At 46.6% G+C, this 14722-nt stretch carries 10 protein-coding genes; 8 read left to right on the top strand and 2 right to left on the bottom strand.

Annotation, left to right across the window (positions count from 1 at the left end):
* The gene (locus tag EP13_RS11720; RefSeq protein WP_044057449.1) at positions 1–723 is read left to right on the top strand and encodes a FlgO family outer membrane protein; all 723 of its coding nucleotides are present in this window, start codon (positions 1–3) and stop codon (positions 721–723) included.
* Here EP13_RS11720 and mnmC read toward each other — a convergent pair.
* Entirely contained in the window at positions 720–2756 is a 2037-nt protein-coding gene (mnmC, locus tag EP13_RS11715; protein ID WP_044057448.1) for a bifunctional tRNA (5-methylaminomethyl-2-thiouridine)(34)-methyltransferase MnmD/FAD-dependent 5-carboxymethylaminomethyl-2-thiouridine(34) oxidoreductase MnmC, read from the bottom strand. The two genes, EP13_RS11720 and mnmC, sit on opposite strands and share 4 nt — an antisense overlap.
* Positions 2757–3065: 309 nt before the next feature.
* Here mnmC and fabB point away from each other — a divergent pair, with 309 nt between their 5' ends.
* Positions 3066–4280, top strand: coding sequence for a beta-ketoacyl-ACP synthase I (gene fabB / locus EP13_RS11710; RefSeq protein WP_044057447.1), 1215 nt, complete (start codon positions 3066–3068; stop codon positions 4278–4280).
* Positions 4281–4347: 67 nt separating this feature from the next.
* Here fabB and EP13_RS11705 read toward each other — a convergent pair whose 3' ends face one another.
* A complete protein-coding gene (locus EP13_RS11705) occupies positions 4348–5040 on the bottom strand; it encodes a Crp/Fnr family transcriptional regulator (RefSeq protein WP_044057446.1) in 693 nt (230 codons plus the stop codon).
* Between the two features lie 127 nt (positions 5041–5167).
* Here EP13_RS11705 and EP13_RS11700 point away from each other — a divergent pair, with 127 nt between their 5' ends.
* The 6 genes from EP13_RS11700 to folC all read left to right on the top strand — a co-directional run bounded on the left by EP13_RS11700 (position 5168) and on the right by folC (position 14703).
* Positions 5168–6370: a 4-phosphoerythronate dehydrogenase gene (locus tag EP13_RS11700; RefSeq protein ID WP_044057445.1), complete on the top strand. Its 1203-nt coding sequence runs from the start codon at positions 5168–5170 to the stop codon at positions 6368–6370.
* Between the two features lie 35 nt (positions 6371–6405).
* Positions 6406–7422 (top strand): aspartate-semialdehyde dehydrogenase, encoded by a 1017-nt coding sequence (locus EP13_RS11695; protein WP_044057444.1) that lies wholly within the window; start codon positions 6406–6408, stop codon positions 7420–7422.
* 420 nt (positions 7423–7842) lie between these two features.
* Positions 7843–11403 (top strand): FimV/HubP family polar landmark protein, encoded by a 3561-nt coding sequence (locus EP13_RS11690; protein ID WP_044057443.1) that lies wholly within the window; start codon positions 7843–7845, stop codon positions 11401–11403.
* 61 nt (positions 11404–11464) lie between these two features.
* Positions 11465–12256, top strand: coding sequence for a tRNA pseudouridine(38-40) synthase TruA (truA, locus tag EP13_RS11685; RefSeq protein ID WP_044057442.1), 792 nt, complete (start codon positions 11465–11467; stop codon positions 12254–12256).
* Positions 12257–12559: 303 nt separating this feature from the next.
* Entirely contained in the window at positions 12560–13405 is an 846-nt protein-coding gene (gene accD / locus EP13_RS11680; RefSeq protein WP_044057441.1) for an acetyl-CoA carboxylase, carboxyltransferase subunit beta, read from the top strand.
* Positions 13405–14703: a bifunctional tetrahydrofolate synthase/dihydrofolate synthase gene (gene folC / locus EP13_RS11675; RefSeq protein ID WP_052364378.1), complete on the top strand. Its 1299-nt coding sequence runs from the start codon at positions 13405–13407 to the stop codon at positions 14701–14703. The genes accD and folC overlap by 1 nt, the downstream gene beginning before the upstream one ends.
* Positions 14704–14722 lie beyond the last annotated feature (19 nt).

Raw genomic sequence — 14722 nt, 5'->3', positions numbered from 1 at the left:
ATGGAAAATAAGCGTCTTTGGGCGGTGATGTTTGTCTTACTGGCTTTCACACTCGCCGGCTGCACTAGCACCGAATCCATGGGGTCGTTTTGGCTAGGTGACGATGGTGAAATTTCCCACGACGAAAAACCCGTACCTGTGCCTCGTGGTTCGGGGCTGGTCTATACACCTGATTCTAGAGACCGCGAATATCAGCAGTATGTGACGGTTGAGCCAGGCTACCGAGACCCTTTGCATCACGGCTTTTTCCCTTCACAAACCCATAAACGCCTGAACGATTACGCCTCTCAGTTGGCCATGAACCTTATGGAAAATGCCACGCGATTAACCTTAGAAGACAGGGTGGGTATCACCAGTTTTGTTAGGCTTAATCAATCGTTAGAAGATGGAACCGTGCTGGGTAATCAGCTTTCTGAGTACCTTATAGCTGAATTACAAGATTTTGGCTTGGCCATTGTGGATTTTAAATTAGCCGGTGGGGTGACAGTTACGCCCTACGGCGATTTTGTACTCTCGCGCAAAGCGAATGCGTTGGCAAAGCAGGTGGCTATCGATCATGTGGTAACCGGCACCATCATTGAAGATGACCGTGGCGTGCGTGTTAACGCCCGTATTGTGTCAATGCAAAATAAACACGTGGTGGCCAGTGCGAATGTTTATATTCCTGCATTTATTGTAATGGATTTAAATAAAATCGTTTCTACCACGGCGCTGGCAAATTAATCTTCTAATATTCCTCTTATGCACTCTCTTACCATAAATCGCGCTGGGTGCAGTGCGTGACACAAATCTTTGGTTAAAGGAAGCGGGCTGTGAGTAAGCTCGCTTGCGAGCAATTCAGCGGCTAAAGGCGCCGTGGTTAACCCGCGAGATCCCAAACAGCATAATGTACTCACCGGAATGTTCTCAATGGGTGATGCCTGACTGATAGGTTTGCCCAGTGATAAATCGACGTAATGGGGCTTCAAATTGGTAAAGTGCGTGAGTACACCACACACAGGCTGGTGATCCGGTGAGCCTAAACGCGTTGCAGCACGGGCAGTACCATCGTGATGCAGTTGTTCTACCAGTTGTGCACCTAACATGGCCTTTTTATGGGTTTGTAAGTTTTGTTCAGTGTCTTGTGTATTTACATCTGTGTTTAAATCGTCTTTACCGTACGTTGAGCCAAGTGCATGACGACCCAGATGCGCGGGTGTCATATAACCCTTATGGCAAAGTACAGTGGCAAGTGGCTTTAGCGGCGATTGGCTAGGTATGGCTTCAACTTGGCCTCTTACGGGGCGAAGTGGAAGTGAAGCAAACGCGGGCAAGTTAACTGCCCCCGCACCTAACGCGAGTATCAGGTGCTTCGCTGTTAATGTTTCACCTGTGTCAAAATTCACGCGAACCGTTTTCATTCCTTGTGATGATTGCATAACCTCATGGTCGCCGTATCGGTGGTGAGGTTTTAGGGTAACCTGGCCGTAATTTTGGGCTAAGGTTAGCAGAGCTGTCACTAAGTCAGGCGGCGAAATCCAGCCTCCAAGAGGAATAAACAGCCCATCAAATGGCAAGGGGATTTTCGCGCGCTCACTAATAAACTCGGGTGTGGCAGCATGGACAAGTGCCGAAGGCCATACATCATTTTCAATTAATTTGCGCTGGCGCTCGGCAACTTTTTCGTTAAAGTTTAGCTGTACAACGCCACAGAAATTATGCGCAATACGTTGCCCTTCTTGGCTTGCAATCACCTGGTTGTAATATGCGCGGGAAAACAAAAAACTATGGGCTTGTAAGCGGCTGGCAATGCTTTCTTGAGCATGAAGCTGCGGGTAAAATCCACCTTGGGGGTTACCAGACGCGCCTGAGGCTAAATTCTCATCATCAAAGCACACAGTCACCTTCAAGCCTTGCTTCGCCAAGGCTAACGTGGCGGTAGCCGCGGCAAGTCCAGACCCCACCACAATAACCTCGTCACCCGGCGATAACTTGCGTCTATTATAGCGATAATAAGGGCCTTCAAAGTCGCGGCCTTGTGCTTTTTCCTCACTGTAAGTACCGGTGAGCATATCGCGCTTACGCCCGAAGCCATTCCGTTTTTGAATAGTAAAGCCCACATTCGCTAAACCGCGTTTGACGATGCCCGCTGCTGTAAAGGTGCCAAACGTGGCGCCTTGTTTGGACAGCCTTGCCATTTGGCGAAACAAATCGTCGGTCCACATTTCGGGGTTTTTACTCGGCGCAAACCCATCTAAGAACCAAGCGTCTACCAAGCCAGAAATAGGGGAAGACCATTGCGGTAAGCGTTCATGAACATCACCTATCCACAAATCTAAGGTGGTTGAAAAGGCCTCAAAGTGCCTGCGATGACAGCCTTCTAAACCTAGAGGATAGGCTGTTTTAAGTGCATTAGCTTGAGCCTGAAGTGTAGGGAAGGCGTCAAGGGCTTTTTGCATATCCGGTAGCGGCAGCGGGTATTTTTCGGTACTGAGAAAATACAGATGCTTCAGTGGGTGCGATGGGTTATTTTGACGAAACTCGCTAAATACCTTCATGGCCACTAAGAAATTAAGGCCAGTACCAAATCCGGTCTCAGCAATCACAAAATAGGGGGCTTGCCAGTTTTCCCATCGGGTGAGTAAGTCATTTCCAGCCACAAAAACGTGCAGGGTTTCATCAACACCACTATCATTTGAAAAGTAAACATCATCAAAGTGTGACGCAATAGGGGTGCCTTTGTCGTTAAAATGAACTTCTGCCTGCTTAGATTTCACGTTTTTACACTACTCTGTACATTCAAATGGATACGCTGAGCGCATTTTACTAAAAACCCACCAAGAGTGCTTGAGTGAAAAACAGAATTTTTGCTACAGGTTACCTGTGAAGATTTTATGAAGTTCGCACATTCTGGTGCCAATACACTATTTGTTTCGTGATACATTGGCTAAAGTATTCTACAAAATGCGCAAATATAACTATCAATAATAGCGAAGCGGTATGTTTGGGGTGTGTAGTGGCGCAAAGCAGACCACTTCATGACGTAAAATCGTTACCATAGGCCGCATCAACGCAAAGGGTAAACTATGAAGAGAGCAGTAATCACCGGGCTTGGCATTGTTTCAAGTATCGGCGTCAATAAACAAGAAGTGCTTGCTTCTTTGCAAGCAGGAAAATCTGGCATTACGTTTTCAGAACAATTTGCCGAAATGGGCCTTAGAAGCCAAGTTTGGGGCAATATTGATATTGACCTTAAAGCACATATCGACCGCAAAGCAATGCGCTTTATGGGCGATGCAGCGGCCTACGCGTATGTTGCAATGCAGCAAGCGATTGAAGACTCGGGTCTTGAAGAAAAAGATATTTCAAATGATCGCACAGGTATTATTGCCGGTTCTGGCGGTGCATCTTCTGAAAACCAGGTATTGTCTGCAGATATTCTTCGTGAAAAAGGTGTAAAACGCGTAGGGCCTTATATGGTTCCTCGTTGTATGGCATCAACGGTATCAGCATGTTTGGCTACGCCATTTAAAATTCGTGGTGTTAATTACTCGATTGCTTCTGCGTGTGCCACCAGTGCTCACTGTATTGGTAATGCATTAGAGCTTATTCAACTTGGCAAGCAAGATGTTGTATTCGCCGGTGGTGGCGAAGAGCTACATTGGTCGCTATCCAGTCAATTTGACGCCATGGGTGCACTCAGCTCTAAATACAACGACAATCCAGCTGTAGCGTCTCGTACCTATGATGCCGCACGAGATGGTTTTGTTAGCTCTGGTGGCGGTGGCATGGTGGTGGTTGAGGAACTGGAGCATGCCTTAGCCCGTGGTGCAAAAATTTATGGTGAAGTGGTTGGCTATGGCGCGACCTCTGATGGATTTGACATGGTTGCACCATCAGGTGAAGGCGCCATTCGATGCATGAAGATGGCCATGCAAAACGTTGACGCCCCTATTGACTACCTTAACACGCATGGCACTTCAACACCGGTGGGTGACGTGAAAGAGCTGGCAGCGATTCAGGAAGTCTTTGGTCAATCGGGTGTGCCTATTAGCGCGACAAAGTCATTGACCGGGCATGCCCTAGGTGCAGCGGGTGTCAATGAAGCGATTTATAGTTTGTTAATGCTAGAAAACGACTTTATTGCGCCGTCTATTAACATAGATACACTTGATGAGGCTGCAGCAGGGCTTGATATCGTTACTGAGACCCGCCAAGCCACGCTAAATACCGTCATGTCTAACAGCTTCGGTTTCGGCGGCACCAATGCGACCTTGGTAATGCAGCGCTACGAGAAATAGTGCAGCGCTACGAGAAATAGCGCAGCGCTACGAAAAAAAACACAGCGCTAAGCCATAGGCGCTGTGCTTACTCGTTAAGTAGGGCAAACATTCCATTCATGTCCATTACGGTAATTTGTCCGTAGTGGACACGAACCACTCCTTCAGCTTGTAAACCTTGAAGCAATTGATTCACCGTTTGGCGACTACTATTAATCATTTGCGCTAGCGATTCCTGAGACAACCGCAATACAACGCTGTTTTGGGTAGGTTGATATTGCCCAAAACTGGTAGACAGCATAAGTAACCGTTTCACCAATTGTTGCTTCAAACTTAACCCTGCACTGGAATCAATAAACTGAAATGCACTGCGCACGCGGGAGCACAGTAAGCGGGTAAAGTGCGGGTAAAGTTGAGGGTGGCTTTCCAACATACGCTTAAACGCGGTTTTAGGAATAATGCCTACCCAAGTGTCTACATCACAATAACTGTCATGGGTACGGGGTAAATCATCAAACAAAGATATTTCACCAAACCAGGTACCCGGGCCCAATAGGGCAAGAAGAAGGGCTTTACCGTCGTTGCTGGTATTCATTACCCGAATCCTTCCTTCACAAACGCCGTAAAACCCCACACCTTCATCGCCTTTTCCGTGCAATAAATGGCCAGCGTCAAAATGTCTGCAACGCATATTTTCAAACACCACAGTTTGCAATTCAACCGGGATGGACGCGAACCAGGTTGCCCGTGATAATCGACGTTTATATTCTTCTTTTAACATATTGCTTACAAGGCGATTTTTATGGCAGTGTAGCGACAAATATCTTATTGGGGTAGAGAAATATTTCCCGCTAAGAAATTGCTTTGCCAAGGTTACTATTCATTGCGTTTGCGTTAAACTTACGCCCATGAAAATACTTCTTGAAGACACGATCCCATTTGGATGTGAATACCTTGCCCCATTAGGAGAGGTAACAACTTACGCTTGGCAAACGCTCAGTAAAGACGCGATAAAGCAGGCCGACATTATGGCCATTCGTTCTACCACGCAAATTAACCAGCAATCTATTGCCCCTTGCCCTCAACTTAACTTTGTGACCACAGCCACGGCTGGCACCAATCATATGGATACTGATTGGTTAGACTCACAGGGGATAACGTGGGGCTCGGCTGGAGGCTGCAACGCCGTGGCTGTGGCTGAATATGTGGTGAGCACCGTGTTGCAAGCGCACAAAGCCAATATCATCAATATTGAACAGTGTACCGTAGGTATTGTAGGTGCAGGCCATGTGGGCACGGCGTTAAGCAACCTACTAGATGCACTTAACATACACTATAAATTGTGCGATCCGCCTCTGGAAGCTCAAGGTGATAGTCGCGAGTTTTATAAGCTTCAAGATATTCTAACCTGTGACGTGATTTCGCTACATGTGCCATTTGTGAAGTCAGGGCCTTTTGCAACGGAGCATCTCATTGACGCCGACGCGTTAGCTCAAATGTCGTCATCGCAATTGTTTATCAACGCATGTCGAGGGGAAGTGGTAGACGAAGCTGCCCTTATCGCTCGCTTAAGCCAAGAAAACCCACCTACCGTAGCGCTTGACGTATTTGCTAATGAGCCAAACATAAATAGGGAGCTGTTAGCACTGTGCTGGCAGGTAACGCCGCACATTGCGGGGCACTCGGTTGAAGGGAAGGTGCGCGGTACCCAAATTATTTACGAACAAATTTGCGCTATAGCGGGCAAGCCCGTACAGAAAAAGCTGAGCGATGTGTTGGAGGTTCTTGCACCTACAACGGTGGCATTGACAAACAAAGATGCAGATTCGCTTACTACGGAAGACTTGACGGCGTTATTTTTATCGGTGTACGACGTGAAAATAGACGACGCCGCCATGCGTGATGCACTTAGCCCGCTTTCTACACTGTCAAATGACACTCGCGGAGCTACCGATGACCCAGCACCTGCACTAGCAAGCCAATTTTCAACACTGAGAAAGCAGTATCGCGTGCGCCGAGAATGCAGCGCTTATACCCTCATTTTGCCGGAAGGCACAAGCAATGGCATTAAGCAGCAGCTAATGGCATTGGGTTTCGCGATACATCAATAAATTAAAGACGTAAACCAGTTAGGAGTTATACCACTATGTCACAAGCCTTTGATGTTGCCGTATTAGGAGCGACAGGTCTCGTTGGGCAGACCATGATAGAGCTTTTAGCCGAACGAGGCTTTCCGATAGGCCGTTTGTACCCATTGGCAAGTGAACGTTCTGCAGGCACCACAGTGACGTTTAAAGGCGAAGATATTGAAGTGTTAAACGCAGATACCTTCGATTGGAGCCTGGTACAATTTGGTTTCTTTTCAGCGGGTGGTGATATCTCTGCTAAGTTTGCCCCCTTAGCTGCCGAGTCGGGCTGTATTGTTATCGACAATACCTCTCACTACCGTTACGACTATGATATTCCGTTAGTTGTACCTGAAGTGAATGCACACGCATTGGCCGATTTTAGAAACCGCAATATTATTGCGAACCCAAATTGTTCAACCATTCAAATGATGGTGGCGTTAAAACCTATTCAAGATGCAGTGGGTATTGAACGTATCAACGTATGTACTTACCAATCTGTTTCTGGTGCTGGAAAATCAGCGATGGAAGAACTTGCCAAGCAAACCGCCAGTTTGCTTAACGCCCGCGAAGTCAAAACTGAAGCCTTCAGCCGACAAATTGCGTTTAATGCTATTCCGCAAATTGATGCGTTTCAAGATAACGATTACACCAAAGAAGAAATGAAAATGGTGTGGGAAACGCAAAAAATCATGGGCGATGATAGTATTTTAGTGAACGCTACAGCGGTACGAGTGCCTGTTTTTTATGGTCATGCTGAAGCCATTCATTTAGAAACTCGTGCACCTGTAGACGCCGAGCAAGTTAAGCAGTTGTTGGCCGATGCGCCTGGGGTTACGCTGTACGAAGGCGCTGAACAATTTCCCACCCAAGTGAGCAGCGCCAGCGGAAACGACAGCGTGCATGTTGGGCGAGTAAGAAACGATATTACTCACCCTTGCGGGCTAAACCTTTGGGTTGTGTCTGACAACATTAGAAAAGGGGCCGCGACCAATAGTATCCAAATTGCTGAAACACTCATTCAAGATTATCTGTAATATAAGGTGAGGTGCCCGAAGGTAGGTACAGACAGGGCACCCCAATTTTTAACCTCGGTGGGTAAACATTTTGCCGGCCTTGCCGATAACAAATATATCGATATTCAACAAATAGATAGCGAAAAGATGAGGGCTAACTAGATTGGTCTGGATAACTGGTTTATAGTTTTGTAAACACATAATACATTTATGTTGCTACTTCTAAGGGTTATCACCCCCATTTTGTGGAACGCAAAAACGGGTGAAGTAGGGGCGTAACAAGGTTGATAGCCTCAAATATTCATGCGCGAGTGCTATTAAACAATAAGAATAAAAGTCGTTAATTGTTAACTGCGCTGATAAACAACCCAGTAACAATGAAGACAAAAGCACGGCTTCGTATTCAGCACGTGTTGACGCTTGAGGGCATATAGGATTGCTATGAAACTGCATTTAACGGGCTTACTTTTATTTACACTGTTTTTCACAGCCCCACATATCAATGTTTATGCACAGGAACGCGCCACGCAATTAAAAGGGCCGAAAGATGCGACGGATCAATATTCAGGTTTAGAATATGGGCCCATAGACGCACAAGACACCTTGTGGAGAATTGCCGAACGTTATCGCCAAAATAATAACCTCACGGTTTATCAAGTGATGGCGGCGATTTACGAATTAAATCCCAACGCATTTGAACAGCAAAATCTGAATTTACTGGTAGAAGGCGCCACATTAAAACTGCCTTCTGAACGCTATATTGCCAGAATCAGCCCCCAGCAAGCACGCATTCGTGCTGAACGAGACGATAGAGAATTTGCCGAACTACTGAACCAGCCTGGTAGCAGCGTGCGAAATATTAAGCCGCCATCGCCGTTGGTGAATCAAAACGACTTAACCCAAACCCAGTCAGATATAGAACGTAAAATTACTCGCTTAGATGCAGAGCAAACTCGTCAGTTTGATGAGTTGCGTATGCAGTTCGCCGCCTCACTCGAAAATGTAGAGGCGCTGCTGAACGAAAATCGTAAGTTGTACGATAGGGTTGATCAGGTTAACGGTGAACTTGAGTCGTTACGCGGCCAGGTGGAAGGTGACGTCAAGCAGCAACTTGACACACAAGTGGCATTGCAAGAAGAACTTCTGGCAATGATGCGAGCCGAACAGGCGCAGCGAGAAGCAGAGAAGAATGCTTCGTTCCTTAACGCGTTAATGAGCCCCATCACGTTAATTATTGCCACGGGCTTAATTACCCTTTTATTAGTCGTGGGTCTCATTGTATGGCTACTTAAACGTAAACCTAGGGATGCTCAATCGGCTCCGGTAACAGACGCAACTGTAAGTGACTCTGTACCAGTTCCTGATAACGAATTAGACGATCTTGCCACCGCAATTGCCCCTGATTTAGATGATAAAGCCGAACTTAGCGACGACGAGCTATTTAATGACGACGACCTTCTAGACGACGTTCTAACATCAGAGCTAGAAGATAGCTTAGACAGTGAATTAGAAACCTTTGCTGACTTAGAAGATGACATGTTAGTGCCTGACGATGATTCAGACGAGCTGTTTGAGGCAGGCGCTGACGAACTGGATCAAAATGAACTAGACAGTTTGTTTGACGACGATGATTTGTCTGACAAAGTGCTAAGTGAGGATGATGCAGGTAGTGATATTGATGGTTTCGATTTATCTGGCGACGATGATGACGTAGAAGGAATAGATCTTGACGCTGACCTTGACGACGACCTTAATGACGGCTTCACTGATGACTCAGATGCCGACATGGATGATGTTAGTGGCGACTTAGATGGGGATGATAGTACTGATGGCGATTTAGACGACTTTGATATTGACGATATACTTAATGATGCCCAGAACCCACCAGAAGAAACCCCAGCAAGCGATAATGACATTGATAGTAATTTCGATATTGATGACATTGACGATATTCTTGCGGCAGAGTCTGCATTACCCGATGTAGATGATGAAGACGACAAGCCTGAAATCAGCATTGATGATCTTTTAGACGAGCATGCACCAGAGCCCAGCTTAACTGACGAATTAGACAGCAAAGACGACCTCATTAATGAGGAAATGATTGATAAGCTGGATGATGAAATTAACCAGCAGAATAATGAACTGGATAAAATCACTGACGATTTGCTTAATGAGATTGAGCAAATTGAGATGATGGGCGGCTTAGACGACGAAGATGAAGAAACGTCTGAAGATGACGAAATTGAAATAGAGCAAACACCGCCTTCACCGCAATCTATTCAAAGCTTAGATGCGATTACTGATGACTTAGATGATGTTGATGTCGATGAAATCGATGTTGAGAACATGGAAAATGCAGATGAGTTTACCGACCCGCTTTCAGACGATCTCATTGCAGAGCTACAAGCGGAAAGTGACGATGCTGATTTCGATGAACCCAGTGATGACACGCCAGAAAATGACTCAGGCACGACGGCAGATGCTTCAGAGGGCGAGAGCGCCCAAGGTGAAAGCGAAGACCTAGATGATGCGTTAACCGATGAGTTGTTAGCTGAATTAGAGTCTGAAATTGAAGCAGAACCTGACATTTCACCCAAGCAAGAACAAGAGGCTGATGATAGCGACACACCGTTAGGGGAAGAAGAAGATTTAAGTGACCCCCTTACTGATGAATTACTCGCTGAATTAGAAGCCCAAGAAAACGACAGTGAAGCACAAATAGACGAATTGTCGGATGAACTGCTTAATGAATTAGAGACCGAAGAACAGGGTGATACTGAGCTGGAAGAGCTTGGGGATGCGCCGGAGACATTGGCGGAAGATGCTGATTTTAATGAAGAATTACTTGACAGCGACAGCCAGTTAGAAGAGCCTCCTGCAGAAGCAGAAGCAGAAGCAGAAGCAGAAGCAGAAGCAGAAGCAGAAGCAGAAGCAGAAGCAGAAGCAGAAGCAGAAGCAGAAGCAGAAGCAGAAGCAGAAGCAGAAGCAGAAGCAGAAGCAGAAGCAGATTCCCCCTCTCCCGATCCGTTGGAAGACGCGTTGGCTGAATTCGATCAGCAAATGATGGATGATATACCTACATTTGGTGAAGCAGACGATACACTTGCAGAGCCAGAGCCAGAGCCAGAGCCAGAGCCAGAGCCAGAGCCAGAGCCAGAGCCAGAGCCAGAGCCAGAGTCTGACTTTGATGACAGCATCTTAGACAGTGCATTTGATGACATTGATGAGTTCGAGCTAGAGCAGGAACAAGACGGTGTGTTATCAGAGGCTGATATTCCTGAGCCAGAGTCTCTCGACACCACAAATAATGCACAAGACAGCGAGTTGGCAGATGTGCCTGGGTTGGATGATTGGCTATCCACCGAAGACAGTGATGACGCAGATAACACCGGCGACGAAGCACCGCGCACAGAAAACATTTATGACGAACTAGACAGTGAAGACTTTGATGAGTTACTTGAAAGTTTAGAAGCAGACACACCTAGTGTAGAACCTGAATTAGGTGCTGAGCAAGACGGCAATTTAGACATTAAGACAGTGTCTGAAGACGAGAATAATCAAGCGCCTGTTGCGCAAAGTGAAACGGACAAAAGCCCCGAAGAAGAGGCATCACTGCAACTTGATAACCCCGATTTAGACCTAGCCGCGTTACTCAACGACGTGGAACCAGTAGGCGACGAGGCAACACCACGAACGCCCCCTGAAGAATTTCTCGACGTAGATGCGTTAATGGACGAAGGCGAAGACGACGGCGATATCGACCCTGATACCGCTGAATTAGATTTAGATGTGAGTTTGTCTGACTTTACCGGTGTAAACGACAATGATGCGGTTATCGATATTGACAAAGACGCCGGCCAAAATGCAAACCTCGATTTAGCCCGTGTTTACATTGAAATGGACGACGTCCCCGCCGCGAAAGAATTGCTAGACGAAGTGGTGTCGCAGGGCAGTGAAGAACAAAAACAAGAAGCTGAATCTATATTGAAGTCCATCAGCTAATTGCATGTTGCAAGCGGTATGACTAAACTTAGCGGCTTTTCAATTTAGAGGTTTCAAAACAATGGGGCGAATTGCCTTAGGCATTGAATACGATGGGGCTGCCGTATATGGTTGGCAACGTCAACGAGAAGTGCCAAGTGTACAAGAGCATTTGGAGCGCGCCTTATCTACCGTGGCGGATACCACAATAGAAGTGCAGTGCGCTGGTCGCACCGATGCCGGTGTTCATGCCACGGCTCAAGTGGTGCATTTTGAAACACACGTTCAGCGCCCCTTAAAGGCATGGACTTTGGGTGTTAACGCTAATTTACCAAACGCTATCGCGGTTACCTGGGCGAAAGAAGTGAGCGACGATTTTCATGCTCGCTTTTCTGCAACGCATCGACGTTATCGCTATGTCATCTTCAATGCAAAGTTACGCCCGGCTATTTTGCATCATGGTGTGACGCATGTGCACCGTGAGCTTGATGAACAAAAGATGCACCGAGCAGCGCAGGCACTGCTTGGCGAACAGGATTTTACCTCTTTTCGTGCCGCACTTTGCCAAAGTAAAACGCCATTTCGCAATGTCACCAATGTCAGTGTTTACCGCCAAGGCCGATATGTTGTCATTGATATTCGTGCTAATGCATTTTTGCATCATATGGTAAGAAATATCACAGGTTCGTTAGTTGAAATTGGTGCTGGTGATAAACCCGAAGACTGGATAGCAGAGCTTTTAGCCGGTAAAGATCGCAGCCTCGCGGCAGCGACAGCAAAACCCAATGGCCTCTATTTGGTTGATGTGACTTATCCAGACATTCATAACATACCTAAACTTCCTCTAGGCCCGCTGTTTCTTGCAGAAAACTAGGAGCCACGATTATGCGGTTATAGGGCGGCTGAGTTCACCACCTCGCTCGCCTTAGCAGCTTAGATTTAGCCGTAAACCCTACCTCGTTTAAGAGGGGCTCAACTTCTTAGACCAGTTTTGTTTTTTCCATTTTCCTGTATTGTGGTCTAATAGCGCGTTATATTAGGTGGTTGTACTAACGTGGCGCGTATATTGATATCGCAAAGCGTCGAGTAGCCGAAATATTCATGCAGCACGGGTAGCCCCGAAAAGTAAAACGCGAATGCTACCTGTGCACTACAAAATACAAAGGATTCATTTTCGATGAGCTGGATTCAAAAAATTCTTCCGCGTACGCAAACATCCACAAAAGGTAATGTACCTGAGGGGATTTGGACTAAATGCGGCTCTTGTCAGGCTGTATTGTACAAAACCGAATTAGAGAAGCTTCAAGAAGTTTGCCCTAAATGCGATCATCATATGCGCATTACTGCTCGTCGCCGTATCGACGCCTTTTTAGATGAGGGTGATAGGGTAGAGCTAGGCTCTGAACACGAGCCACAAGACATACTTAAGTTCAAAGACTCGAAACGCTATAAAGATCGCATTGTGGCGGCGCAAAAAGCCACCAACGAAAAAGACGCCCTGGTGGTGGTAAAAGGTAAACTGAAAGGTATGCCTGTGGTGGTTGCGTGTTTTGAGTTTGCCTTTATGGGCGGCTCTATGGCCTCGGTTGTTGGTGCACGTTTCGTGGCCGCCGTTAATGCATGTATTGAGAACAACACCCCCCTTATTTGTTTTTCGACCAGTGGCGGCGCGCGAATGCAAGAAGCGCTTATGTCGCTAATGCAAATGGCGAAAACATCAGCAGCTTTGGCCAAGTTAAGTAAAAAAGGTTTGCCATACATTTCTGTGCTAACCGACCCTACTATGGGCGGTGTGTCTGCAAGTTTAGCCATGCTTGGCGACGTTAACGTTGCAGAGCCTAAAGCACTGATTGGTTTTGCTGGCCCACGGGTAATTGAACAAACCGTCCGCGAAAAGCTGCCTGAGGGTTTTCAGCGCAGTGAATTCCTTGTTGAGAAGGGCGCAATCGATATGATTGTTGACCGCAGAGAAATGCGTGATAAATTACACGGCTTGTTACTTAAGCTGCATCATCAACATTAGTGAATACACCAAAAAAATTGCCCACTGCTACTGACGATTCTGCGTTAGAGCAGTGGCTTTCTTATTTAGAATCTATCCATCCTTCAGCCATTGATATGGGCCTCACCCGTGTTAAACAGGTGGCTGAAAGGCTCAAACTTCAATTTGATAATACGTTACTTATTACCGTGGCGGGCACAAACGGTAAAGGCACCACCTGTCGATTCTTAGAGCAAGCCTTGCTTGCGCAAGGGAAGCGCGTGGCTGTTTATGGGTCGCCGCATTTAGTGAGCTACCGTGAACGTGTTCGCTTTAACGGAGAGTGGGCCGACAGCCATGCTTTTTGCCAAGCTTTTCAAGCGATAGAAGCGGCAAGGGAAGAGATTACCCTCACGTACTTTGAGTTTGGTACCCTTGCGGCCATAAAAATGATGCAAGACTGGCAGGCCGATGTGGTTATTTTGGAAGTTGGGCTAGGGGGAAGATTGGATGCGACCAATATTCTTGACGCAAATTTAGCCGTTATCACTACCATCGATTTAGATCACCAAGACTATTTGGGTGATACAAGAGAGAAAATTGCCACAGAAAAAGCCGGCATTATGCGTGAAAACGGTAAAGCGGTAATAGGTGAGCTACGCCCACCTGACACACTATTTGCGTCAGTCAATGAACGGAATGTTGATGCTGTGTGGGCTCAAAAAGATTTTTATTCCAATGGCAGCGCACCGCTCAATCAACAGGGGCAATGGGACTGGCAAGGAAAGCACTCAATACTGAACAGTTTACCTGCCCCACATATTCCTTTTCAGAATGTATGCACGGCGTTAGCCGCATTAGAAGCGATTGAAATGTTGCCGTCTAACGCTATTATTCAAAACGTTATTGCCAATACCCGATTGCCCGGCAGGCAGCAGCTTTTGCGAAATACACCCAAGGTTGTGGTTGATGTAGCGCACAACCCACAAGCCACGAAAGCGATGCTGTCATGGCTACAAGGTTTTCAAGCAAATAAGATACACGCCGTTGTGGGTATGCTTAAAGATAAGTCTATTGCAGAAACACTTGCGCCACTATCACAACTAAATGCACAATGGTATGTAGCGAGTACCGAGGGGGCAAGAGGCTGCGAGGCAGATGTGTTAACATCGGCGCTTGAAAGTGCAGCGGTGCCGGCGTCAGCCATAAGCCGTTTTAATGGGGTTGCCCCAGCTTATGAATCCGCACTTAAACATTGCGAAAACAACGAACTTGTACTCGTTTTTGGTTCGTTTATTACTGTTGCGGCAGTGATGACACACGAACACCAGCACTCATAGAAAATAAATAAGAAATTAT

It is taken from the genome of Alteromonas australica (genome assembly GCF_000730385.1).
GTDB classification, from domain to species: Bacteria; Pseudomonadota; Gammaproteobacteria; order Enterobacterales; family Alteromonadaceae; genus Alteromonas; species Alteromonas australica.
The sequence above is the reverse complement of the archived record's forward strand: the minus strand, read 5'-3'. Positions and strand labels throughout refer to the sequence as shown.